This is a genomic window from Brevundimonas sp., from assembly GCF_027484365.1.
Taxonomy (GTDB): Bacteria; Pseudomonadota; Alphaproteobacteria; order Caulobacterales; family Caulobacteraceae; genus Brevundimonas.
Genome location: NZ_JAIXTC010000019.1, coordinates 191635 through 214461, shown reverse-complemented (window position 1 = coordinate 214461; position 22827 = coordinate 191635). Strand labels below are relative to the sequence as shown.

At 67.2% G+C, this 22827-nt stretch carries 23 protein-coding genes; 9 read left to right on the top strand and 14 right to left on the bottom strand.

Features of this window, described 5'->3' with window-relative positions; genetic code table 11:
- Positions 1 to 81: 81 nt before the first annotated feature.
- Positions 82 to 4275 carry a DNA-directed RNA polymerase subunit beta' gene (gene rpoC / locus Q0044_RS10485; protein ID WP_298162060.1) on the top strand — a complete coding sequence of 1398 codons (4194 nt, stop codon included), beginning with the start codon at positions 82 to 84 and terminating at the stop codon, positions 4273 to 4275.
- 122 nt (positions 4276 to 4397) lie between these two features.
- On the opposite strand, the gene Q0044_RS10480 is transcribed toward rpoC, so the two are convergent.
- The 4 genes from Q0044_RS10480 to rnr are packed head-to-tail and all read right to left on the bottom strand — an operon-like array spanning position 4398 to position 8672.
- Positions 4398 to 5189, bottom strand: a complete 792-nt coding sequence (locus tag Q0044_RS10480; protein WP_298162059.1) for a hypothetical protein — start codon at positions 5187 to 5189, stop codon at positions 4398 to 4400.
- Positions 5190 to 5246: 57 nt separating this feature from the next.
- Positions 5247 to 5648, bottom strand: coding sequence for a DUF5990 family protein (locus Q0044_RS10475; protein WP_298162058.1), 402 nt, complete (start codon positions 5646 to 5648; stop codon positions 5247 to 5249).
- Positions 5641 to 6345: an NUDIX hydrolase gene (locus Q0044_RS10470; RefSeq protein ID WP_298162057.1), complete on the bottom strand. Its 705-nt coding sequence runs from the start codon at positions 6343 to 6345 to the stop codon at positions 5641 to 5643. The genes Q0044_RS10475 and Q0044_RS10470 overlap by 8 nt, the downstream gene beginning before the upstream one ends.
- On the bottom strand, positions 6342 to 8672 hold the full coding sequence (gene rnr / locus Q0044_RS10465) for a ribonuclease R (RefSeq protein WP_298162056.1): 2331 nt from the start codon (positions 8670 to 8672) through the stop codon (positions 6342 to 6344). Before rnr ends, Q0044_RS10470 begins: the two co-directional genes overlap by 4 nt.
- A gap of 112 nt (positions 8673 to 8784) precedes the next feature.
- Here rnr and Q0044_RS10460 point away from each other — a divergent pair, with 112 nt between their 5' ends.
- The 3 genes from Q0044_RS10460 to Q0044_RS10450 all read left to right on the top strand — a co-directional run bounded on the left by Q0044_RS10460 (position 8785) and on the right by Q0044_RS10450 (position 12108).
- Complete coding sequence (locus Q0044_RS10460; protein WP_298162055.1) at positions 8785 to 10197, top strand: pyridoxal-phosphate dependent enzyme; 1413 nt, start codon at positions 8785 to 8787, stop codon at positions 10195 to 10197.
- A 100-nt stretch (positions 10198 to 10297) separates the two neighbouring features.
- Positions 10298 to 10933: a dienelactone hydrolase family protein gene (locus Q0044_RS10455; protein ID WP_298162054.1), complete on the top strand. Its 636-nt coding sequence runs from the start codon at positions 10298 to 10300 to the stop codon at positions 10931 to 10933.
- On the top strand, positions 10930 to 12108 hold the full coding sequence (locus Q0044_RS10450; RefSeq protein ID WP_298162053.1) for a trans-sulfuration enzyme family protein: 1179 nt from the start codon (positions 10930 to 10932) through the stop codon (positions 12106 to 12108). Before Q0044_RS10455 ends, Q0044_RS10450 begins: the two co-directional genes overlap by 4 nt.
- Positions 12109 to 12163: 55 nt before the next feature.
- Here the strand turns inward: Q0044_RS10450 and Q0044_RS10445 are convergent, their stop codons facing one another.
- From Q0044_RS10445 to Q0044_RS10435, 3 genes are all read right to left on the bottom strand, one after another.
- Positions 12164 to 12589 (bottom strand): fasciclin domain-containing protein, encoded by a 426-nt coding sequence (locus Q0044_RS10445; RefSeq protein WP_298162051.1) that lies wholly within the window; start codon positions 12587 to 12589, stop codon positions 12164 to 12166.
- A 150-nt stretch (positions 12590 to 12739) separates the two neighbouring features.
- Complete coding sequence (locus Q0044_RS10440) at positions 12740 to 13318, bottom strand: fasciclin domain-containing protein (protein WP_298162050.1); 579 nt, start codon at positions 13316 to 13318, stop codon at positions 12740 to 12742.
- 81 nt (positions 13319 to 13399) lie between these two features.
- On the bottom strand, positions 13400 to 13579 hold the full coding sequence (locus Q0044_RS10435; RefSeq protein ID WP_298162049.1) for a hypothetical protein: 180 nt from the start codon (positions 13577 to 13579) through the stop codon (positions 13400 to 13402).
- Between Q0044_RS10435 and Q0044_RS17000 the strand changes: the two genes are divergently transcribed.
- Complete coding sequence (locus Q0044_RS17000; RefSeq protein WP_524536165.1) at positions 13572 to 13898, top strand: PLP-dependent transferase; 327 nt, start codon at positions 13572 to 13574, stop codon at positions 13896 to 13898. The two genes, Q0044_RS10435 and Q0044_RS17000, sit on opposite strands and share 8 nt — an antisense overlap.
- Here Q0044_RS17000 and Q0044_RS10425 read toward each other — a convergent pair.
- From Q0044_RS10425 to Q0044_RS10400, 6 genes are all read right to left on the bottom strand, one after another.
- Positions 13798 to 14292 carry a hypothetical protein gene (locus Q0044_RS10425; protein WP_298162047.1) on the bottom strand — a complete coding sequence of 165 codons (495 nt, stop codon included), beginning with the start codon at positions 14290 to 14292 and terminating at the stop codon, positions 13798 to 13800. The genes Q0044_RS17000 and Q0044_RS10425 overlap by 101 nt on opposite strands.
- Before the next feature lie 61 nt (positions 14293 to 14353).
- Positions 14354 to 14872 (bottom strand): hypothetical protein, encoded by a 519-nt coding sequence (locus tag Q0044_RS10420; protein ID WP_298162046.1) that lies wholly within the window; start codon positions 14870 to 14872, stop codon positions 14354 to 14356.
- A gap of 22 nt (positions 14873 to 14894) precedes the next feature.
- Complete coding sequence (locus tag Q0044_RS10415) at positions 14895 to 15572, bottom strand: TorF family putative porin (RefSeq protein WP_298162044.1); 678 nt, start codon at positions 15570 to 15572, stop codon at positions 14895 to 14897.
- Between the two features lie 138 nt (positions 15573 to 15710).
- Positions 15711 to 16724 (bottom strand): cupin-like domain-containing protein, encoded by a 1014-nt coding sequence (locus Q0044_RS10410; RefSeq protein ID WP_298162042.1) that lies wholly within the window; start codon positions 16722 to 16724, stop codon positions 15711 to 15713.
- Between the two features lie 97 nt (positions 16725 to 16821).
- Positions 16822 to 17529, bottom strand: coding sequence for a hypothetical protein (locus Q0044_RS10405; protein WP_298162039.1), 708 nt, complete (start codon positions 17527 to 17529; stop codon positions 16822 to 16824).
- 28 nt (positions 17530 to 17557) lie between these two features.
- Complete coding sequence (locus Q0044_RS10400; protein ID WP_298162038.1) at positions 17558 to 18490, bottom strand: NAD(P)H-dependent flavin oxidoreductase; 933 nt, start codon at positions 18488 to 18490, stop codon at positions 17558 to 17560.
- A gap of 289 nt (positions 18491 to 18779) precedes the next feature.
- On the opposite strand from Q0044_RS10400, the gene queF reads away from it, so the two are divergent.
- Entirely contained in the window at positions 18780 to 19241 is a 462-nt protein-coding gene (gene queF, locus Q0044_RS10395) for a preQ(1) synthase (protein WP_298162036.1), read from the top strand.
- Positions 19242 to 19257: 16 nt separating this feature from the next.
- Here the strand turns inward: queF and Q0044_RS10390 are convergent, their stop codons facing one another.
- Entirely contained in the window at positions 19258 to 20076 is an 819-nt protein-coding gene (locus tag Q0044_RS10390; RefSeq protein ID WP_298162035.1) for a DUF2306 domain-containing protein, read from the bottom strand.
- A gap of 183 nt (positions 20077 to 20259) precedes the next feature.
- On the opposite strand from Q0044_RS10390, the gene Q0044_RS10385 reads away from it, so the two are divergent.
- From Q0044_RS10385 to Q0044_RS10375, 3 genes are read left to right on the top strand one after another with little or no spacing between them, the layout of a single operon-like run.
- Positions 20260 to 21258 carry a helix-turn-helix domain-containing protein gene (locus Q0044_RS10385; RefSeq protein ID WP_298162034.1) on the top strand — a complete coding sequence of 333 codons (999 nt, stop codon included), beginning with the start codon at positions 20260 to 20262 and terminating at the stop codon, positions 21256 to 21258.
- Positions 21255 to 22112 carry a DUF817 domain-containing protein gene (locus Q0044_RS10380; protein ID WP_298162032.1) on the top strand — a complete coding sequence of 286 codons (858 nt, stop codon included), beginning with the start codon at positions 21255 to 21257 and terminating at the stop codon, positions 22110 to 22112. The genes Q0044_RS10385 and Q0044_RS10380 overlap by 4 nt, the downstream gene beginning before the upstream one ends.
- The gene (locus Q0044_RS10375) at positions 22109 to 22825 is read left to right on the top strand and encodes a class I SAM-dependent methyltransferase (protein ID WP_298162031.1); all 717 of its coding nucleotides are present in this window, start codon (positions 22109 to 22111) and stop codon (positions 22823 to 22825) included. Before Q0044_RS10380 ends, Q0044_RS10375 begins: the two co-directional genes overlap by 4 nt.
- Positions 22826 to 22827: the final 2 nt, after the last annotated feature.

Below are 22827 nucleotides of genomic sequence, written 5' to 3'. Positions count from 1 at the left end.
CCTCCCTCGAAAGGGGGAGGGCGGTCCTCTATCCAGCTCTTCTGAAATTTTCGCGGGAACCGACCCGCAGAAGGAACCAAGATGAACCAGGAAGTCCTGAACATCTTCAATCCGGTCCAGGCCGCTCCGACCTTCGACCGTATCCGTATCGCCTTGGCCTCGCCGGAAAAGATCCGTTCGTGGTCGTTCGGCGAGATCAAGAAGCCCGAGACCATCAACTACCGGACGTTCAAGCCCGAGCGTGACGGCCTGTTCTGCGCCCGTATCTTTGGCCCGACCAAGGACTACGAATGCCTGTGCGGCAAGTACAAGCGCATGAAATACAAGGGCATCATCTGCGAGAAGTGCGGCGTTGAGGTCACGCTGGCCCGCGTTCGGCGCGAGCGGATGGGCCATATCGAACTGGCCTCGCCGGTCGCCCACATCTGGTTCCTGAAGTCGCTGCCGTCGCGCATCTCTCTGATGCTGGACATGGCGCTGAAGGACGTGGAGCGCGTGCTCTACTTCGAAAACTACATCGTCACCGAGCCGGGCCTGACCCCGCTGAAGCAGAACCAGCTGCTGACGGAAGACGAGTTCTACCGTTACCAGGACGAGTTCGGCGATGACGGCTTCACCGCCGAGATCGGCGCCGAGGCCGTGCGCAACCTGCTGATGGGCATCGACCTGCATTCGGAGGCCGAGCGCCACCGCGGCGAACTGGCCGACAGCCCCTCGGAAATGAAGGCCAAGAAGGCCTCCAAGCGCTTGAAGCTGATCGAGGCCTTCCTCGAAAGCGGTAACAAGCCCGAGTGGATGATCCTGACGGTCGTGCCGGTCATCCCGCCGGAACTGCGCCCGCTGGTGCCGCTGGACGGCGGCCGCTTCGCCACCTCCGACTTGAACGACCTGTATCGCCGGGTCATCAACCGAAACAACCGCCTGAAGCGCCTGATCGAGCTGCGCGCGCCGGACATCATCATCCGCAACGAAAAGCGGATGCTGCAGGAATCCGTCGACGCCCTGTTCGCCAACGGCCGTCGCGGTCGCGTGATCACGGGCGCCAACAAGCGTCCGCTGAAGTCGCTGGCCGACATGCTGAAGGGCAAGCAGGGCCGCTTCCGCCAGAACCTTCTGGGCAAGCGCGTCGACTATTCGGGTCGTTCGGTCATCGTCGTGGGACCGGACCTGAAGCTGCACGAGTGCGGCCTGCCCAAGAAGATGGCGCTCGAGCTGTTCAAGCCGTTCATCTATGCGCGCCTGGACGCCAAGGGCCTGTCGGGCACCGTCAAACAGTCCAAGCGCATGGTCGAGCGCGAACAGCCCCAGGTGTGGGACATCCTCGAAGAGGTGATCCGCGAGCACCCGGTCATGCTGAACCGCGCGCCGACGCTCCACCGCCTGGGCATCCAGGCGTTCGAGCCCAAGCTGATCGAGGGCAAGGCCATCCAGCTGCACCCGCTGGTCTGCGCCGCGTTCAACGCTGACTTCGACGGCGACCAGATGGCTGTCCACGTGCCGCTGTCGCTGGAGGCGCAACTCGAAGCGCGCGTCCTGATGATGTCGACCAACAACATCCTGTCGCCCGCCAACGGCAAGCCGATCATCGTGCCGTCGCAGGACATCGTCCTCGGCCTGTACTACATCTCGCTGGTCAAGGACGGTGAGCCGGGCGAAGGCAAGCTGTTCGCCAACATGGGCGAGATCGACGCCGCGCTCGACGCCGGCGTTGTGACCCTGCACACCCGTATCAAGGCGCGCTGGACCGAACAGAACGCCGCCGGCGAAGAGGTGACCAAGGTCATCGACTCGACTCCGGGCCGGATGAAGCTGGGTGCCCTGCTGCCGAAGAACCCGAATGTCGGCTACCGCCTGCTCGAGAAGAACCTCACCAAGAAGGAAATCGGCAATCTGATCGACGTGGTCTATCGCCACTGCGGTCAGAAGGCGACGGTGATCTTCGCCGACCAGATGATGGGCCTGGGCTTCAAGGAAGCCGCCAAGGCCGGCATCTCGTTCGGCAAGGACGACATCGTGATCCCGGCCAAGAAGGTCGAGATCGTCGCCGCCACGCGGACGCTGGTCGAGGAATACGAGCAGCAGTACGCCGACGGCCTGATCACCAAGGGCGAGAAGTACAACAAGGTCGTCGACGCCTGGGCCAAGGCCACGGACCGGGTCGCCGACGAGATGATGGGCGAGATCGCGCAACCGCGCGTCCTGGCCTCGGGTCGTACTGCCGAGATCAACTCGGTCTACATGATGGCCAACTCCGGCGCCCGCGGTTCGCAGGCCCAGATGAAGCAGCTCGGCGGGATGCGCGGCCTGATGGCCAAGCCGTCCGGCGAGATCATCGAGACCCCGATCGTCTCGAACTTCAAGGAAGGCCTGACCGTTCTGGAGTATTTCAACTCCACCCACGGCGCCCGTAAGGGTCTGGCCGACACCGCGCTGAAGACCGCCAACTCGGGTTATCTGACCCGCCGTCTGGTGGACGTGGCGCAGGACTCGATCGTCACCGAGGAAGATTGCGGTTCCACGCGGGGCATCACCCTGCGCGCCGTGGTCGAGGGCGGCGACGTCCTGGTCTCCCTGGGTCAACGCGTCCTGGGCCGCTACAACGCCGAGGACATCAAGGAGCCGGGCACGGACAACGTCCTGTTCCCCGCAGACACCTATCTGGTGGAGGACGTGGTCGAGGTCATCGACCGCGAGGGCGTCCAGTCGGTCAAGGTCCGTTCGGCCCTGACCTGTGAAGCCGAAGCCGGCATCTGCGGCATGTGCTACGGCCGGGATCTGGCGCGCGGCACCAACGTCAACATCGGCGAAGCGGTCGGCGTCATCGCCGCCCAGTCGATCGGCGAGCCGGGCACCCAGCTGACGATGCGGACCTTCCACATCGGCGGCACGGCCCAGGTGGCGGAAACCTCGTTCTACGAGGCGACCAATGCCGGTACGGTCAAGATCGTCGGCCCCACCGTCACCGGTGCCCACGGCGACCTGGTGTCGATGAGCCGCAACGTCGTCGTCACCGTCATGGTCGATGGCAAGGATCGCGAGTCGTACAAGATCCCCTACGGCGGCCGTCTGCGCGTCAAGGAAGGCGACGAGACCAAGAAGAACCAGCGCCTGGCGGAGTGGGACCCCTACACCACCCCGATCATCACCGAAGTGGGCGGCGTCGTTCGCTTCGAGGACCTGACCGAGGGCCTGTCGTTCCGCGAGGAAACCGACGAAGCGACAGGCATCGCCCAGCGCGTCGTCATCGACTGGCGCGCCTCGCCGCGCGGTTCGGACCTGCGTCCGGCCATGGGCATCACCACGGCGGACACCTACGCCAAGCTGGCCTCGGGCTCCGACGCCCGTTACCTGCTGCCCGTCGGTGCCATCCTGTCGGTCGCCAACGGCGACGAGGTGAAGCCCGGCGAGATCCTGGCCCGTATCCCGACGGAAGGCGCCAAGACGCGCGACATCACCGGCGGTCTGCCGCGGGTGGCCGAGCTGTTCGAAGCCCGTCGTCCCAAGGACTGCGCGGTCATCGCCGAGATGGATGGCCGCGTCGAATTCGGTCGTGACTACAAGAACAAGCGCCGCATCAAGATCACGCCGGAGCCGGATGCCGATGGCAACCAGGGCGAACCGGTCGAGTTCCTGATCCCCAAGGGCAAACATATCTCCGTCCACGACGGCGATCTGATCCAGAAGGGCGACTACATCATCGACGGCAACCCGGATCCGCACGACCTGCTGCGCATCCAGGGCGTCGAGGCGCTGGCCGAGTATCTCGTGAACGAGGTCCAGGAGGTCTATCGACTGCAGGGCGTGCCGATCAACGACAAGCACATCGAGGTGATCGTTCGCCAGATGCTGCAGAAGGTCGAGATCATCGACTCGGGTGAGACGACCCTGATCCGTGGCGACACGGTCGAGGTCGCGGAAGCCGTGCTCGAGAACGACAAGGTTGAGAAGCGTGGGGGCCGGATCGCCACCACCCAGCCCGTCCTGCTCGGCATCACTAAGGCGTCGCTGCAGACCCGCAGCTTCATCTCGGCGGCCTCGTTCCAGGAAACCACCCGCGTCCTCACCGATGCGTCGGTCCACGGCAAGAAGGACATGCTGGAAGGCCTGAAGGAAAACGTCATCGTCGGCCGACTGATCCCGGCCGGTACCGGCGCCTACCTGCGCAGCCTGCAGAAGATCGCCAACGAGCGTGACGCCCTGCTGACCTCGACGCGGGAAGCCGCCGTCGAGCCCCTGCCGGCGGACCTGCAGCTGGAGCTGGCCGAGAGCGAGTGATCGTTTTCACCGGTTGAAGACTGAAGAGGGCGGCTCCGGAGACGGGGCCGCCCTTTTTCTGTGGGCGCGGCCGTTCTCCTCCCCATTCGCCAAAAGGCGAACAGCGAGGAGAGGCGAAACCGCTACTCCATCTTGCGGTTGTTGCGCAGCCGCTCGTCGGTCATTTCGAAGCCGGGTCGCAGGTGAGCGCCGGCGCAGGAGCCGCGCAGGTTGCCGCCCGGGCAGTCGGGGCTGGCGAGGGTGATCCCGGGGCCGCCCGACAGAGGCCTGCGCCGGGCGTCATGCTCGGCCAGGGCGGCGGCGCCGTCGCGGGCGAACTGGGCGTCTCGACGTTGCTCCGACGGCGTCAGGGTGCGCGGGCCCAGCGGGCCGGCCCGGCCGGCGGCCGCGTTGAAGCGCTCGTCGCAGAGCTGCTGTTCCGAGGCGGACAGTTGGCCGTCCATCGTCCGGCACCCGCCGGCGCCCGTGCGCATCGACCGGCCGATGGCGGCGGCTGTGCTTTCCGGCGTCACCTGCCAGGGATCGGCGGAGGCCGGAGGGGGGGCGACCAGGGAACTGGACCCGATGCGCGGGATCGGGACGGTCGGTCGGTCCTCATCTTCTTCCTCGCGCGTGCGGTCGCGCGTGACGGAGGGGACAGGTTCACCGGCGATCGGAGCCGTTTCGCGGGCGGCGACGCTGGCGAGGGTGGGCTCGCGCACGGTCTCGCCGTCCAGAAGGGGGCGCGGCTCCATCTCGACGAAGATCGGCAGGTCGGGCGCCTCTGTGAAGACCGTGGGATCGCCGGCGAAAAGGCCGATGGCCAGCGGCGTCAGCACGGCCGCGTGAAGCAGGATCGAGCCCGCGAGAATCGCCGCGCGGCGACGATCAGCGGGCGAGCGCCAGGACGCGATACTCAGGCCGGCGTTCGACACAGATCCTCCCCGTCGGTCAGGCCAAGCTGACCGGGGACCGTGGCCGGAACAGGGCGGTCAGTCGATGGAGGTCCAGGGAGAGAGCGGACGGACGGTGGCGCAGGCGGGCGTCCCGTCCTTGCCCCGGCCCGGCAGTGAGGTCGCGATGACGGCTCCGGGCTTCAGCAGATCAGCGGGGATGTCGTGGACATCGATCTTGGCGCGGCGGCTGACGACCGTCAGGCCCGCCATCGACCCGCCGATGGCGATGTAGACGAAGCGCCGGTCCTTGCCCTCGCGACGCACGAAAGTTCCGCCCAGTCGGCCGTCCGGTCGCAGATCGACGGGCATGTCGAAGGTCAGGGGCGCATCGGTCGAAAGGCGGATGTCATGGGGCGCGTTCTTCGCGTCCTGACGCCAGTAGTGCAGACCCGGCACCGGATCGACGATGGTCAGGCGCAGGGTGACGGTCTCAGTCATGGCTCACCAGATGGGCGCCGCGCACCATGCGGACGAAGGGGAGGGGGCGGTCATGCTGCGTCAGCCGCTCGGCCACCTCGCCCAGGACGAATCGGGTGATGGCGGGCAGGTCGAGGGCGCGGGCCTCCTCGAGCGGCAGCCAGGCGATCTCGTCCAGTTCGCCCGAACCGGCGGTCGGCTCGGGCGTCAGAAGCGCCGAGGCGTCGGCCATGAAGAAGCGTGCGTCGAACCGGCGGGTGCGGCCGGGCGGGGTGATGGCGCGGGCGATGTAGGACAGGGCGGCGAGGTCGGGCAGGGCCCCGGCCTGACGGAACTCCCGCCACGGCCCGGCGACGGAGGCGGGAGGCGCAGCCTGACCGAGGATCAGGCCGGTTTCCTCGAACGTCTCACGCACGGCGGTCAGGCACAGGGCGCGTGCGCGATTCGGCGGCACTTCGGCCTCCAGCCGGGTGCGGGCGGCGGGCGAGGGATCGGTTGCGGAGGCGGCGGCGAAATCGGCGCGGTCGATGCGGCCCCCGGGGAAGACCCATTTGGACGCCATGAAGACATGGCCAGGCGCGCGCCGGCCCATCAGCACCTCCGGGCGCTTGCCCCGGCGGACGAGGATCAGGGTGGCGGCGTCCTTCGGGCGCTGACGAGGGCCGGCGGCGCGGGGCGCGTCACGCAGGTCCTGGGCGGCGTCGAAGGGGTGTGTCACCGCCGCTTGCCCTTGCGGACGCCCTTGGGCGTGCCGCCGCGCGGGGGCTTGGGACCGCCGGGACGACCGAGGCCGCGCTTGGGCGGGCCGTTGCCGCCTGTTCCGGGGCCGCGACCCCGGAGGCCGAGCCTCGGGGCGGGGGCGTTGGGGTCGCGGGGCTCGGGGTCGGAGAGCATCTCGAACAGCAGGCCGCCGGTGATCGGGGTGGCCTCCTTCAGCTTGACCTCGACCGGGCGGCCCAGGGTGTAGCGCTGGCCCGAGCGCTCGCCGACCAGGGCGTGGGCGCGGTCGTCGTGGGTGAAATACTCATTGCCCAGCGATGACACGGGCACCAGGCCGTCCGCGCCGGTCACGTCCAGCCGGATGAACAGGCCGAAGCGGGTCACGCCGGTGATGCGGCCGGTGAAGGTCGCGCCGACGCGGTCCTGCAGGAAGGCGGCGATGTAGCGGTCCATCGCGTCGCGCTCGGCCGCCATGGAGCGGCGCTCGGTCTGGGTCACCTGATCGGCGATGGCCGGGAGTTCGGCGATCTCGCGATCGGTCAGGCCATCGCTGCCCAGGTTCAGGGCGCGGATCAGGCCCCGGTGCACGATCAGGTCGGAATAGCGCCGGATCGGCGAGGTGAAGTGGGCATAACGGTCGAGGTTGAGGCCGAAATGGCCGACGTTGTCCGGTGAGTAGATGGCCTGCATCTGGCTGCGCAGGACGACCTCGTTGACCACCTCGGCGTGGGGGCCGTCGCGGGTCTCGTCCAGCAGTTTGTTGAACCGTTTGGTAGTCGGCGCCTCGCCCTTGTTCCACGGCTTGCCGATGGTCGAGAGGAAGTCGGCCAGATTGAAGACCTTCTCCTGGCTGGGGGTCTCGTGGACGCGGAAGATGAGCGGCGTCTTCTTCTGCTCAAGCGTTTCGGCGGCGCAGACATTGGCCTGGACCATCATCTCCTCGATCAGACGGTGGGCTTCGAGGGAAACGCGCTTCTCGATCGAGGCGATGCCGCCGTCCGGCGACATGCGGATGCGGCGTTCGGCGCTGTCGATCTGCAGCGGAGCGCGCTTCAGCCGGCCCTTCAGCATCGTGTGGTAGGCGTTCCACAGCGGATACAGGATCGTGTCCATGATCGGACCGGTCGCGTCGTCGGTCCCGCCGCCCTTCTCGACGCCGTCGATGGCAGCCTGGGCCTGCTCGTAGGAAAGTTTGGCGTGGCTGCGCATCAGGCCGCGATGGAATTTGTGCCCGAGTTTGCGGCCCTCCCTGTCGAAGACCATGCGGACGGCCAGTGTGGCGCGGTTCTCGCCCTCCTTGAGGCTGCAAAGTCCGTTCGACAGCCGCTCGGGCAGCATCGGCTCGACGCGGTCGGGGAAGTAGGTGGAGTTGCCCTTGGCCCGGGCCTCGCGGTCGAGGCTGGTGTTGGGGCGGACGTAGGCGGCGACGTCGGCGATGGCGACCCATACGATCCAGCCGCCCTCGTTCTTCGGATCGTCGTCGCGCTGGGCGAAGACGGCGTCGTCGTGGTCGCGGGCGTCGGCCGGGTCGATGGTGACGAAGGGGATGTCGCGCAGATCGTCGCGGCCCTTGAGCGTCGGCAGGTCCTGGTTTTCGGCCTCCTGCTCGACGGCATCCGAGAAGCCCATGGGCACGCCGTGGGTGTGGATGGCGATCAGGGACGCGGCGCGGGGATCGTCCTCGCGGCCCACAGTCTCCAGGATCTTGCCGCGCTTGTGACCGTAGCGCTGCTCTGACTTCTCGATCGCTGCCAGGACCAGGTCGCCGTCCCGCAGGTCGCCCGCCAGGATCTGCGGGATGATCAGGACGTCCTTGGAGCGCCGGTCGACGGGTTCGACGCGGGTCTCCTTGTTCGATTTTCGGATGACGCCGAGGACGCGGTTGTTGTTCGTGTCGAGCTTCTTGATCAGCCGGGCTTCCCAGCCGTTCGGACCGTGCTCGAACTTGGCGAGCACGCGGTCGCCGAGACCGGGGGCGGGACCGGGCTTGCCCTTGTCGGGGATGAGCAGGGCCTTGGGCGCATCGGCCGAGGCCTCGACCATACGGACGTAGAGTTCACCGTCATTGTCCTTCTCGACCACGTCGGCGACGCCGACGGGGGGCAGGGCGCCGGCTTCGGAGAAGCCCTTCCTGCCGCGCTTGCCGAGCTTGCCGGCCGATTCGAGACCGCGGATCATTTCGCGCAAGCGCCGGCGATCTTCGCCCTTGAGGCCGAAGTGGCGGGCGATATCGCCCTTTTCCGCACTGCCGGCGTCGCGCAGGAAGGCCAGCAGCGTGGCTTCATCCGGCAATCCGGCGGCGGGTTTTCTGGGTGTTTTGGTCATTGAGTTCCTATGTAGGGCGCTTCGCGTAAAAGGGCGAAATCTTGCGCCGCTTGACCGGATGGGGTCGGGCGATCAGCTTCCGCCGCGCCCGTCCGTTCCGGAGTTTGTCTGAATGTCTTCCATGCCGCTGAGCGACCACCCGACCCTGAGCGCGCCCACGGGCTCGCTGCTGGACCTGATCGGCAGGACGCCGATGGTCGAGGTCTCGAAGATCGACACCGGGCCGTGCCGGCTGTTCCTGAAGCTCGAGGCGCAGAACCCGGGCGGATCGATCAAGGACCGTATCGCCCTGTCGATGATCGCGGCGGCGGAGGCGGAAGGGTGGTTGAAGCCCGGCGGCACCATCGTCGAGGCGACGGCCGGAAACACGGGCCTGGCGCTGACCCTCGTGGGTCAGGCCAAGGGGTATAAGGTGTTGCTGGTCATCCCGGACAAGATGTCGAAGGAAAAAATCCAGCATCTGCGGGCCATGGGCGCCGATGTCCGCCTGACCCGGTCGGACGTCGCGCACGGCCATCCCGAGTACTACACCGACATGGCGGAGCGGCTGGCGCAGCAGATTCCGGGCGGGTTCTTCGTCAACCAGTTCGCGAACAAGGCCAACTCCGAGGCGCACGTCCGGACGACCGGGCCCGAAATCTGGGAACAGATGGGTCACGATATCGATGCCTATGTCGCCGGCATCGGCTCGGGCGGGACGATCACAGGCGTCGCCGAGTATCTGAAGAGCCAGGGATCGAAGGCCGAGATCGTCCTCGCCGATCCGGTCGGTTCGGTTCTGGCCGGGATCGTCAACGACGGCGTCCCGGGACCGGAGGGGTCCTACACCGTCGAGGGCATCGGTCAGAATTTCGTGCCCGACACGGCGGACATGAGCCTGATCGACAAGGCCTATTCGATTCCGGACGCCGAGGCCGTGGCGACGGTGCGCGAACTGCTGCTGAAGGAAGGCATCCTGGCCGGATCGTCGTCGGGAACCCTGATCGCGGCGGCCCTGCGCTGGTGCCGTGAGCAGACCGAGCCGAAGCGCTGCGTCACCTTCGTCTGCGACACCGGGGCGAAATACCTGTCCAAGGTCTATAACGACGCCTGGCTGGCGGATCAGGGGCTGGGCGAGCGTGAACTGCATGGCGACCTCTCGGACCTGATCTCCCGCAAATACGACAAGGGCGACGTGGTCACCGCCGGGCCGGACGACACCCTGGACACGGCCTTCAAGCGGATGCGCGGCGCGGACGTGTCGCAGCTTCCGATCATCCAGGACGGCCGTCTGGTCGGCATCCTCGACGAGAGCGATCTGGTCCATGTGATGAACACCGACGAGATCACCCGCAAGGAGCGGTTCGCCAAGCCGGTGTCCTCGGCCATGACGCGCGACCTCGACACGGTCCAGGTGACCGAGCCTCTCGACGCCCTGATCCCCCTGTTCGATCGCGACCGGGTGGCCATCGTGCTGGACGGCGAACAGTTCGTCGGCCTGATCGCGCGCGTCGACCTGATCAACCACCTGAGTCTGAACCGGTAGGACCATGAACGCGGACCTTTCCAGGCGAAGTATGGTCGCGGGATTGCTGGGAAGCTCCGGTGTTGCGCCACGTCAGGCACAGCCTCGCCCCCCAGAGGAAGTGGTAACCTACGAAAGCGGCGGCGCGACCGTTCATGCGATCCAGTTTGAGCCATCAGGGCCCGCGCGTGCCGGTGTCGTAATCCTGCACGGCGCAGGGGGGTTACAGCGTGAATTCGTCGTGTTGAGCGCGCTGGCCGGCCGGCTGGCTGCGGAGGGCTATGCGAGTCTGGTGCCAAACTATTTTGAAGCGGGCGCGGACGATGGTGTGCGTCGATCGCGGCTGATGGAACGCTGGCGGCGGGCAGCCTCCGACGCGGTCGAGGTCCTGCGGTCGCGGCGGCTGCGTGTCGGACTCTGGGGCGTGTCGCTCGGTGGCTATGTGGCCGTGGACACGGCCCTTGGCCAGGGATGCGAGGCCGCGTCTGCGGTTGGAGTGGTCACCGGAACAGACGTCTACCCGCCGCGATCGCCGCGACATCGGAGGCCCGTGCTGCTTGTCTATGGGCAGCGGGACGATCATGTCCGGCCGTCCAGTACCCTCGCGTGGGCCGATCAACTGCGAGAGGCGCAGGTGCCCACGACCGTGCGCCGTATCTCGGAAGCCGGACACGTGTTTGATCAGAAACAATGGACAGAGATGATGGATCTGGTCGTGACCCATTTCAACGAGACGCTTCCGGAGATGCAGGCGTGAGCCAGAACAGAAACAGCCAGGGCTTCTCGACCCGCGCCATCCATGCCGGACAGCGGCCCGATCCGACGACGGGCGCGGTGATGACGCCGATCTACGCCACCTCGACCTACGCCCAGGAAAGCCCGGGGGTGAACAAGGGCTATGAGTACGCCCGGGGCAAGAATCCGACGCGCGAGGCGTTCGAGGCCTGTATCAACGATCTGGAAGGCGGGGTTCAGGCCTTCGGCTTCGGCTCAGGCATGGCGGCGACCTCGACGGCGCTGGAGCTGCTGGACGCGGGCGCTCACATTGTAACGGGCGACGACCTGTACGGCGGGTCCTGGCGGCTGTTCGAGCGGGTGCGCCGGCGCTCGATGGGGCTGGACTTCGCCTATGTCGACATGGCGGACCTCTCGGCCGTCGAGGCGGCGATCACGCCGAAGACGAAGATGATCTGGGCCGAGACCCCGACCAATCCTCTGATGAAGCTGGCGGATATCGCCGGGCTGTCGGCGATCGCGAGGCGGCACGGCCTGCTGCTGGTGGTGGACAACACCTTCGCCACGCCGTGGAGCCAGAGGCCGCTGTCGCTCGGCGCCGACGTGGTCATGCATTCCGCGACCAAATACCTGAACGGCCACTCCGACATCATCGGCGGGGTTCTGGTGGCGGGTTCGGATGAGGTCGCCAAGGAGCTGAAGTTCCTTCAGAATTCCATCGGCGGGGTGATGGGACCGTTCGACGCCTTCCTGGCCAACCGCGGACTGAAGACCCTTGGCCTGCGCATGAAGGCGCACAACGAGAATGCTCTGGCCATCGCGCGCTGGCTGGAAGATCGCATCGGCCGGCCGAACGGCGGCGTGGCCAGGGTCATCTATCCGGGCCTGATCAGCCATCCGCAGCACGAACTGGCCACGCACCAGATGAACGGCCGCTACGGCGGCATGGTCACGGTGATCATCGACGGCGACCTGGCGCGGACGAAACAGGTGCTGGAGCGGGTGCAGGTCTTCACCCTGGCCGAGTCGCTGGGCGGGGTCGAAAGCCTGGTCAACCACCCGGCCATCATGACCCACGCCTCGGTGCCGAAAGAGGTCCGCGAGGCGGGCGGAGTGACGGACAACCTGATCCGCCTGTCGGTCGGGGTCGAGGACCTGGACGACCTGATCGCCGATCTGGATCAGGCGCTGGGCTGACACGACAAAGGGCGGCCCTTGCGGGCCGCCCTCCGGTCGGGTCGATCCGCGAGGATCAGCCCTTGGGCAGAAGCACGGTGTCGATCACGTGGATCACGCCATTGGTGCAGGCGATGTCGGCCGAAACGACCTTGGCGCCGTTGACGGTGACGCCATCGGTTCCGTCGACGGTCAGGGCTTCACCGTTGACCGAGGCAGGGCTGAGGGTCTTGCCGGTGATGTCGGCGGCATGGATGGCCCCGGACAGGACGTGGAGCGTGAGGATGGCGGTCAGCTTGTCCTTGTTCTCGGGCTTGACCAGATCCTCGACCGTGCCGGCGGGCAGTTTGGCGAAGGCATCGTCGGACGGGGCGAAGACGGTGAACGGACCTGCGCCCTTGAGGGTATCGACCAGGCCCGCGGCCGTGACGGCGGCGACCAGAGTCTTGAACGAGCCGGCGGCGACGGCGGTGTCGACGATGTCGTGTGTTTCGGTAGCCATGATGTCGTTCCTGATTTCAGAGAGATCAGGAAGTGGCGCACTATTTCCCGGGGACAATGGCCCTGCGGCCAAGTGACTTTCGACATTGTAAAGCGGAACCAAGTCGGAAGTTGTGCGGAGGTGTGATTACAACACCTCCGCACACCTGCACTAGTTCGGAATAGAAACCGCGTCGGTGACGTGGATCACGCCGTTCGACTGGAACACGTCGGTCTGGGTCACGGTGGCGACGCCGCCGTTCTCGTCGGTCAGGATGACCGAAGACCCGCGCAGGGAGGCGGTCAGGGTGTCGCCCGAGACGGTGGTGATGGCAGCGGATCCACCCCCGGCCTGGATCAGGGCGATGACGTCTGCGGCGGTCACACGGCCGGCGACGACGTGATAGGTCAGGATCCTGGTCAGGGTCGCCTTGTTCTCAGGGCGGACCAGGGTCTCGACGGTGCCGGCAGGCAGGGCGGCGAAGGCGGCGTCCGTCGGAGCGAAGACCGTGAAGGGGCCGGGACCCGACAGGGTCTCGACCAGGCCGGCGGCGGTGACGGCGGCGACCAGGGTGGTGTGGATCGGCGAGGCGACGGCGTTCTCGACGATGGTCTTGTTGGCGTACATGGCGGCGCCGCCGACCGTGACGGACTGGCCGTGGCCACCGCCATGATGATCAGCGAAGGCGGCGGGGGCGGCGGCGAGAAGTGCTGCGGCAGAGACGGCGCCGGCAAGGGTGGCGAGTTTCATGGGGAGGTTCCTGGGCAGATCGCGGCTGTGCGATCGGAGGCAGGAACGAGTCTCCGTCGCACCCGGATGCCGTTCGATCCGTCATGCGGCATCTGGCCGCTGGCCTTCGCCGCTCTCGCCGGGGGCGGCGGCGTTGGCCGCCGTGCAGGCGTAGAGGCAACCCTGTATGCATTGGAGGCTGCCGGTCGCCTCGAGGTCTTTCTGACCCCCCGCCGCCTCGCCTGCGACCAGCAGGGAGCCTGCAGGATTCATCGTGGTCACAGGGCGTACTGCCGGCCGATCCCCACTGTTGCGCCAAACTGAGCCCCGACCGCGCGCATGGCCAGGCCGGGTCAACCAACCGGCGATCATGACCCGCGCCTCCGAGCCGAAGGCGGTGCGCGAAGCGGGCGGGGTGACGGACAACCTGATCCGCCTGTCGGTCGGCGTCGCTAATCTGGACGATCTGATCGCCGACCTTACTCAGGCGCGCGGCTGGATCAGCCGCCGTTCTCGTCCAGCGCGCACTGCACGCCGACCCCGCGACGCGACCGCTCCCGCTGAACGACGGCGGTCGCCTGGGCGATCTGGCGGCAGTTGAAGGCCGCCGGGGTCGAGCCATCGACAAGGATGTATCCGGACCCGTTGGCGCAGGCGACCTCGACGATGTCACGTTGGCGCTCCGTGCGTCCCAACTGGGCGGCGTTGGTCACCTCGCAGTTCGTGCGAGACGCAGAAAGCAAGGTGTCGGCGCGGCGGAAAGCGCGCTGGCGCTCGAGGTTTGTATAGGGCTGGATGTCGCGATCGAAGGCATAGGCATGCCTGCGCGCCATTGCAGCACTGGCTTGCGGATTGTCGTTCCAGACGCCGGTCTGGCGGTCGAGTGCGGCATAGTCCGGGGCCGTTTGCGCTTGTACCGAGGACGCGCCCGACAGGGTCGCGATCGCTGCTGCGATGACGGCGATGGATCGGCACGTGGCGTTGGATCTAGGCATGTCATCGTCTCCGCAACGGGGGTGAGGTTGTGAGGCAGACCTTGGTCAAGAGCGGGCGGGATCAGCCGCCGTTTTCGCTGAGCGTGCACTGGGAGCCGACGTCGGCGCGGGGATTTTCCCTGCGGAGAGCCGCGGCGGCCTGGGCGATCTGGAGACAATCGAACGCCGCCGGTGTCGTTCCATCCACCAGCAGATAGCCATACCCGTTGGAGCAGGCGACCTCGAGGATGTCTCGCCGACGCTCCGTACGGCCCACCTGGGCGGCGTTTACGACGTCGCAACTGGTATGAGAGGCTGCCAACAGGGATTGGGCCTGGCGTATGGCACGCTGGCGCTGGGCGGGTGAGTAGGCATTCAGCCGGCGCACGGATTCGAACTGCTGCATCCGCGCGGCGCCGGGGCGCATCGGCTCGATAAGCCGCTCCCGCGCGGTGCCCATGTCGCCTGCATTGGGATTGGCCTGGGCAAGTGCGCCGCCGGCCGAGCTGACCGCGAGGACGAAAGCGGCCATCGCAACAGCGGGATTTAACATCGCGAAATCCTCCAGGAAAAAGCGTATCGCACAACAAAAGGTTGTCAAGGGTTGTCGATTTTGGACAAGGCTAGAAGGCCCAGCTGACGGCTGCGACGAGCTGGCCGTCGCCGCTCTCGCCGAGGGCCGCAGCGTTGTCGGTGTCGTACCAGTGCAGGTCGCCGGTGATGGACGCGGTGAAGGCATAGGTGACGCCCGCCTGCCACCAGCCGTAGTCGGGCGCGCCTTGCTGGTCCTGGAAGCCTCCGCCGATGTCGGCAGACAATTTGGGCGTCAAGGCCCAGGCGAGATTGGCATTGGCCCAGACCGCGTCCTCGGCCACACCCTCATAGTCGGGCGAGCCGCCGACCAGGGCGACGGCGGTGACCGGGCCGATGGCCCGCGTGCCCTGGGCGTAGAACTCCCAGTGATCGACGTCGCCGGAGCCGCCGAAATAGCTGATCCGCTTGGCGTTCAGATCCCAGTCCCAGCCGGCCCAGGTCGGCTGGTAGCCGACATAGAGGTCGACCTCGTAGTCGCCGTCGCCGACCGCGGCGGTGTTGGCGGCCGTACCGGCGTAGAAGGAACCCCGGGTGTATTCGAGGCTACCGGTCGCCTCGACGTCCTCCTGACCCCGAACCGTGCCGCGCCGGATGTAGTCCGTGGTCAGACCGAGACTGCCCGACCACGGCGAGGCCGTCTGGGCCTGCGCCGCCTCGCCTGCGACCAGCAGGCAGCCCGCCATCATCGTCGTGGTGAAAAGGCGCATCGCCGGCCGGTCCGTATTCTTCTCCCGAACTGTGACCCACCCGTGCGAATGGTCAAGCCTGTTCGCGCGCCGTCGCCCTGTTGGTTCCATGACCGTAGTCAGGACGGGGATGACCGTGGCGTCATGCGGCTGCGGCCGTCAGCGCGAGAGAGGCCCAATCAAGGTCGCCTTCAGGCGCCGCTCGATCTCCGGAGTCATGGCGGAGAACAGGCCCCGGGCATCCGTCGGAATGTGGGCCATCGGGTCCTGATCATCGGGCCGGAACAGATAATGGTCGAAGATCACGCGCCAGGCCTGACGCTCGCGGTGGTTCAGGTCGCGCAGGGTCATCAGGCCGTGCAGCAGGGTGAAGATCGGCGCGGTCATATAGTCCGGCGCGTCTCGCCACCAGAAGTTCACCATGGCCCCGAACGGATCGAGCGACTCGACATGGTGGAACCACAGACTGGGCATATAGAGGACGTCGCCGGGCGCCAGTTCAGCGATCTCGGCATGCTTCAGCGCCTCGGCGAACCGGGGATATCGGTCGAGATCCGGCTTGTCGAAATCTACAAGGCTGGTCGGCTGTCCGGACAGGGTGAAGTCCACCGGTCCGATGTAGAGGTTGGCGATCTGGTCGGTCGGGAACAGGGTGAAGCGACGTCGGCCGGCGACGACACAGGCCAGGTTCTGGGGCAGGTCCCAATGGCAGGCCGTGCGTACGCGGTTGCCGATCCACAGAGAGGTTCGCCGCTGGGTCGACGTATCCAGCAGGGGCATCGGCGTCTCCGCCAGCAGACCGGGCAGGCAGGGGCGGAACGGAACGCCGCCCGCATAGAAGCCCGGCGGGCGGGGATCGTCATGGTGGGCGGCAAGGCGGTCCAGCAGGGTCGCGAGCGGGGCGTTCTCCTGGGTGTGGTTGAAGCTCTTCAGGTCGTCGCCATAGGAGAAGCGACCCTCGATCTCGGGAGCGCCGCTCCAGATCGGTGTGGGCGCATCGGTCGCGGCGGCGCGGATATGGGCCGACAGGGCGGCCGTGGACGTCCGGCCCAGTTGAACCATGGGCCAGTCGGACACCAGGTTGCGCAGGACCGCCGGTCGGCCGGCGGGAACGATCACGCTCTCGAAAAACGCGCGGTCAACGCCTTCATGCTCGGGGACGGCTCGGGTCATCGGTGATCTGTGATCCGAAGTGACCGGCGAGGTCAATCGGCTTGAGGCGGGCGCGAGCCTGGCCTGACAGAGACGGAATGCCGCCGGCGGGAAGGATCTAGAAGGCGACCAGGACGGAGGCGACCAGACCGTCTTCATACTGCAAGCCCTGACCCGCCGCGTCGGTGACATGCCAGCGCAGGTCGAGGGCGGTAGTGTCGGTGACGGCCCAGGCGATGCCCGCATTGCCGCCCGTATAGTCCGGGGCATTGTCCTGTTCACGCCGTCCGAGGGTGATGCTGGCCCTCAGCCGGTCGGCCAGGGGCCAGCGCAGCCGGGCCTCGACCCAGGTGGTGGCGCGGGTCGAGCCGAGGCCATCGGGCGAATGCTCCAGCCGCAGCCGGGTGTCGACGGGACCGAAGTCACGCAGGATGTCGAACTGGTACTCCCAGGCCTCATCATCGGCGCCGGCGTCGGCCCCGAGCCGCCATTTGCGCGAGACCGAGGTGTCGAAATCCAGACCGGCCGCCGCGAACTGCCAGCCGGCCTCCAGCTCGGTCTCGACGCTGGAGCCGGAGGAGTCGATGGTCTCGAACTCGGTGTCCACATAGAAGCCGGCGGTGGCCCATTCGACCTCGCCGAAGACATAGGGGGCGTCGGCGCTCTTGGTCGCGCCCTTGGAGCGGTTGTCGGTGCCGGCCCCGGCCTCGAACGCCCAGTGGGACGGCCGTTCGGCGCTGTAGCGCGGGTCGTCCCGGTCCTGGGCCGCCGCCGCCGGAGCCGCAGCCCAAAGAAGGGCGGTCAGGGCGGTCAGGACGTGACGCATCGAGGCTCCGGGAGCGGGAGCCTGTTCCTTAGCGGACGATCGCCTTGGCGGCGAACTGTTCCGTGGCGTCGGCGTACTCGGCCTGCAGGCGGGCGACCAGTTCGGCCGCCGGCACGACGTCGTGCACAGCCCCTGCGCCCTGGCCGGCGGACCAGACGGTCTTCCAGGCCTTGGCCTCGTCACCCATGTCGAGCTTGTGCTCGGGCAGGGATTTCGGGTCGATGCCGTTGGCCTCCAGCGACTTGGTCATGAAGTTGGCCGGGATGCCCGAGACGGCCGGGGTGTGGACGATGTCCGTGGCCCCGCTCTCGATGATCATGTCCTTGTAGGCCTCGGGGGCCATGGCCTCGGTCGTGTTGATGAACCGGGTGCCCATATAGGCGAAGTCGGCGCCCATCATCAGGGCGGCGGCGACGTCCTGGCCGGTCGACAGGCAGCCCGACAGGATGATCGTGCCCTGGTAGAACTGGCGCACCTCATTGATCAGGGCAAAGGGATTGATGATGCCGGCATGGCCCCCGGCGCCGTTGGCGACCAGGATCAGGCCGTCGACGCCGCTCTCGGCGGCTTTCCTCGCATGACGGACATTGGCGATGTCGTGGAAGACCACGCCGCCGTAGCCGTGCACGGCATCGACCACGTCGCGCACGGCGCCCAGGGAGGTGATGATCAGCGGCACCTTGTGTTCGACCGAGACCATCATATCGGCCATCAGGCGCGGATTGGTCGGGTGGACGATGTGGTTGACGCCGAAGGCGGCGGCGTCAGGGGTCAGCCGCGATTTGATCTCGACCAGCCACTCCCGATAACCCTCGGTCGTCCGGGCGTTCAGCGACGGGAAGGTGCCGATGATGCCGTTGTTGCAGCATTCGACGACCAGATCCGGCCCGGAGACGAGGAACATCGGCGCCTCGATGACCGGCAGTTTGAGACCCTTCTGGAGGGAGGCGGGGATGGCCATGGCGGTTTCCTGAGCGTTTTGTTTGGCTACGCTTAACCGGGTGTCGCCGGGGAAGGCAAATGCTTGACCCCTGTCTCCTCCCCGTTCGCCGCTTGGCGAATGGGGAGGGGGACCACCCGCCGCTTGGCGGGTGGTGGAGCGGGCGAGAGGGTGTTTGAGATCTGCCGTGCTTACTCTGTGAGACCCGGTCGCCCCCTCCGTCCCGGAGCTGATCGCTCCGGGCCACCTCCCCATCGCCCTCCGGCGACGGGGAGGAGACAGCAGACGCGCGTGACGCTATTTGACCGCCATGACCACCGACACTTCCGGCCTGAGCCAGCTCGGCCAGCATATCGTCCAGCCCACCTCGCCCGAGACGGCCGTGCTGGAGCGTGTGCCCAATCCCCACCCCGACACCCTGTATCTGGCCCGGTTCACCGCGCCGGAGTTCACCAGCCTGTGCCCGGTGACGGCCCAGCCGGACTTCGCCCACATCGTCATCGACTATGCGCCGGGCGACTGGCTGGTCGAATCCAAGTCGCTGAAGATGTACCTGACCGCCTTCCGCAACCACGGCGCCTTCCACGAGGACTGCACCGTGGCCATCGGCAAGCGGATCGCCGACCTGTTGCAGCCGAAATGGCTGCGCATCGGCGGCTACTGGTACCCGCGCGGCGGAATCCCGATCGACGTCTTCTGGCAGACGGGCGCCCCGCCCGAGGGCCTGTGGCTGCCCGACCAGGGCGTGCCGACCTATCGCGGGCGGGGGTAGGCCGCCCGGTCTCCTCCTAGAGGTACGGACCCCACATGAGGGCGATCGTCCCGAAGACTCCGATCGCCGTGAAGGCCGCGGCGACGAGGACGATGGCTGCGGTCAGAAACTTCGGCGCCGCATGGGCGCTGCGCCCGGCCCGGAAATAGAGCTCCAGCAAGACCAGCGGGATCAGATAGCTGCCGAAGACGATGACGATGTCGGCCGGACCCGACAGGCTGTCCGACATGCCGACCGGCCCCTGGTTGACCAGCACCCATCCCATGATGCCGACCCTGAGAAACCAGACGCCGCTGACCGCCATGAAGGTGCGCATCGCCCAGACCCGGTGCTGGTCGAACCGGCGCCTGATGGCATTCCGCCACGCCAGCGCGCCGAAGACGAGAATCAGCAGCCCGTCGATCACGATGGCGGCCGAGGAGACGTTGGACAGCGAGGTCCCCCGGACGAGGGTCAGCCAGAAGCCGCTCAACGCCATGAAGCCGGCCACGACGAGGAAGGTCCGACCGCTCCAGCGGTGCAGCATCGGGAAGGCGCGCCGGATCCAAGGAACGAGTTGCATCAGTCCGGCGAAGGTCACGACCGACGCCAGCAGCACATGGGCGGCGAAAATGAAATTCCCGGTCGCGTCGCCTGCGATGTAGCCGTCGATCAGCGGCTTGTCGTTCCAGCCGGCGTAGTCCCCGGACGCGGTCCGCGTGCCGTAGAAGGCCAGGATGAAGCTGATGAAGGCCGCCTGGCCTATGGCGGCGACGATGAACCAGAGGATGCCAGCCCAGCGCAGGGCTCCGGCGGCGACGCGCTTCACAGGGGGCGGTGAAGAAATGCTGGACATGAGGTCTCCCGACAGGCCCCGGAATGCGGGGTGTCGGCACGGATGGGGGGACCTTGGCCGGGCGTCTCGCCGATTTGGAAATCGGCCAGAAATATTCTGCCAGGGACCGTCACGAACGGGCGGCGGCGCGCTGGACAGGGCCGTTCTGGCGGGCCATGAATCCGTCAGCGCCCGGGAGGATCGGTGTACACCCAGCCAGTTCTCAGCGTTTCGGTCGTCGGCCGGGCCCCATGGTCCCGGCGGGCACCCAGTCGTCTTCAGGCCTATGCAGCGCTCTGCGCGGTCACTTTCGTCTCCTACATCGCGGGCCGTCTGACCGACGGTGCCGCCGGGATCCTGTTTTCGCTGGTCGGCGCAGGGGCCTGCGGATGGGCCTGGCTGCTGACCCGGGCCCTGTTCGATCCTGCGCCCTACGACGTCTGGTGGCCCCGCATCGTGGCGACCGTGGTCGCAGTCACCGGCGCGCTGACGGTCCTCGCGCCGGCCGAAGGCGGCCTCTCCGGCTTTGCCGCGAACGTCTATCGGCTCAGCGGCTCGGCGGCCATGCTGCTGGCCTTCATTGAGCCGTTCCAGGCGCGCCGGGTTGATGTCGGGGTGCACGAGAAGCGGTTCCGGCTCGCCTTCCTCACGATCAATGCGGCGCAGCTGGTGGCGGTTCTGGGGTCGGGAGTCTCCAGTCCGGGTACCTTGGGGGTCTCGCAGACCGACCTGATCCGGATCGCCTGTTGCGTCGTCGGACTGGCCGGGGCGTCGGCAGCGGTCTGGTATCGTCTGCGCCATCCCCTGGGTCAGGCGGACGGGACGGGTTCGGCGCGCCGGGCGCCGACGGATGAGGACCGGCGCCTTGCCGAACGGCTTCTGGCGCTTTTACGCGATGAAGCGATCGACAGCCGGCCAGACCTCAGGATCGGCGATGTCGCCGCGCGCATGGGCCAGCCGGAATACAAGGTGTCCCAGTGCATCAGCACCGTTCTGGGCTTCCCGAATTTCAACCGGCTGATCAATCACTACCGGATCGAGCGCGCGAAACGCCTGCTTGCTGACCCGGAGCAGGTCCTGCCCATTCTGGAGGTCGCGTTCGAGTGCGGATTCGGATCCGTCGGACCGTTCAACCGTGCCTTCCGGGAGCAGGTCGGCGTGACGCCCCGGGAATTCCGTGCGGCGAGCCGTCAGCTGTCTTGACCGAACCCCGTCGCCTTCCACTCGAGACCTGGGGGCGCCACTGGCTGGGGCGGGGACAGACCTGGGCTGACCGGCGGGCATGGTCCCGCTTCGCCTTTGCCTTCCTGATGTTCGGCCTCAAACAGGCCTGGGCCTGCCTGTTCGGCGGGGCGATGCTGGGGCTGATCCTCGCGACCTTCCTGCTGTGGCCCGACGACAGCCCGGTGTCCCGCTATGACTTCCTCGTCGTTGGGGCTGTGCTGATCCAGGCGGCGATGCTGGCCCTGAAGCTGGAGACCTGGGCCGAGGCGCGGGTGATCCTGCTGTTCCACATCGCCGGGACGATCATGGAGCTGTTCAAGACGGCGCACGGGTCGTGGGTCTATCCGGAGGATTCGGTGCTCAGGATCGGGGCCGTGCCGCTGTTCTCGGGCTTCATGTACGCGGCTGTGGGCTCCTACATCGCGCGGGTGCAGCGGATCTTCCATATCCGGGTCAGGGGCTACCCGCCGGTGTGGACGACCTGGGTTCTGGCGGCGGCGATCTACGTCAACTTCTTCGCCCATCACTGGCTGCCGGACGTTCGACTGGCCCTGTTCGCGACCACGGTCCTGCTGTTCGGACGAGGATGGTTCTGGTTCACGGCGAACCGGACGCGGCTGAAGATGCCGTTGCTGGTGGGGTATTTCCTGGTCGCCCTGTTCATCTGGTTCGCCGAGAACCTGGGCACCCTCGGCCGGGCCTGGGCCTATCCCGGGCAGGAGGCGGGATGGGAGATGGTGTCCCTAGCCAAGCTGGGCAGCTGGTATCTGTTGATGATCATCTCGGTGGTGATGGTATCGCTGGTCCACCGGCCGGAGGAGGAACCGCGATGAGCGACGGATGGGCGGAATCGGCGGATGCCTGGGTCGCATCCCAGGGGGACGAGGGCGACTTCGGCCGGCGCTGGGTCATGGATGCGCCGATGCTGGAACGGGTGCGGCTGCGGCCGTTCCGCCGCGCGCTGGATGTCGGCTGCGGCGAGGGGCGGTTCTGCCGGATGCTGAAGGCCGAGGGGGTGGCGGCGGTCGGGATCGATCCGACCGAGGCCCTGATCGACCATGCGCGCAGGCTGGATCCCGGGGGCGACTATCGCGTGGAAGCGGCCGAGGCCCTGGGGTTCGAGGAGGGGGCGTTCGACCTTGTGGTCAGTTATCTGTCATTGATTGATATCCCGGATGTGCGGGCCGCGATCGCCGGGATGGCCCGGGTCCTGGCCCCCGGAGGTCGGCTGCTGATCGCCAACCTGGCGGGGTACAACTCGGCCGCTGACGCCAACGACCTGGGCTGGATCACCCTGCCGGACGGGCGACAGGTCCATGCGATGGACCACTACCTGGAGGAGAAGGCCGGCTGGATCGCCTGGAAGGGAATCCGCATCCAGAACTGGCACCGGCCCCTGAGCACCTACATGACCCTGTTGCTGGAGCAGGGGCTGACCTTGACCCATTTCGCCGAGCCGCCCGCCCATGGGGGCGATCCGGTCCGGCAGGCGCGCTACAACCGGGTGCCCTGGTTCATGATGATGGAGTGGACGAAGCCGGCCTGAAG

What these genes read in the sequence shown, in the direction of transcription:
- rpoC (WP_298162060.1), top strand. Translation starts at nt 82, where the DNA reads ATGAACCAGGAAGTCCTGAACATCTTCAATCCGGTCCAGGCCGCTCCG.
- Q0044_RS10475 (WP_298162058.1), bottom strand. Translation starts at nt 5,648, where the DNA reads ATGACTGAGACCGTCACCCTGCGCCTGACCATCGTCGATCCGGTGCCG.
- rnr (WP_298162056.1), bottom strand. Translation starts at nt 8,672, where the DNA reads ATGACCAAAACACCCAGAAAACCCGCCGCCGGATTGCCGGATGAAGCC.
- Q0044_RS10460 (WP_298162055.1), top strand. Translation starts at nt 8,785, where the DNA reads ATGTCTTCCATGCCGCTGAGCGACCACCCGACCCTGAGCGCGCCCACG.
- Q0044_RS10445 (WP_298162051.1), bottom strand. Translation starts at nt 12,589, where the DNA reads ATGGCTACCGAAACACACGACATCGTCGACACCGCCGTCGCCGCCGGC.
- Q0044_RS10440 (WP_298162050.1), bottom strand. Translation starts at nt 13,318, where the DNA reads ATGAAACTCGCCACCCTTGCCGGCGCCGTCTCTGCCGCAGCACTTCTC.
- Q0044_RS10425 (WP_298162047.1), bottom strand. Translation starts at nt 14,292, where the DNA reads ATGCCTAGATCCAACGCCACGTGCCGATCCATCGCCGTCATCGCAGCA.
- Q0044_RS10415 (WP_298162044.1), bottom strand. Translation starts at nt 15,572, where the DNA reads ATGCGCCTTTTCACCACGACGATGATGGCGGGCTGCCTGCTGGTCGCA.
- Q0044_RS10410 (WP_298162042.1), bottom strand. Translation starts at nt 16,724, where the DNA reads ATGACCCGAGCCGTCCCCGAGCATGAAGGCGTTGACCGCGCGTTTTTC.
- Q0044_RS10405 (WP_298162039.1), bottom strand. Translation starts at nt 17,529, where the DNA reads ATGCGTCACGTCCTGACCGCCCTGACCGCCCTTCTTTGGGCTGCGGCT.
- Q0044_RS10400 (WP_298162038.1), bottom strand. Translation starts at nt 18,490, where the DNA reads ATGGCCATCCCCGCCTCCCTCCAGAAGGGTCTCAAACTGCCGGTCATC.
- queF (WP_298162036.1), top strand. Translation starts at nt 18,780, where the DNA reads ATGACCACCGACACTTCCGGCCTGAGCCAGCTCGGCCAGCATATCGTC.
- Q0044_RS10390 (WP_298162035.1), bottom strand. Translation starts at nt 20,076, where the DNA reads ATGTCCAGCATTTCTTCACCGCCCCCTGTGAAGCGCGTCGCCGCCGGA.
- Q0044_RS10375 (WP_298162031.1), top strand. Translation starts at nt 22,109, where the DNA reads ATGAGCGACGGATGGGCGGAATCGGCGGATGCCTGGGTCGCATCCCAG.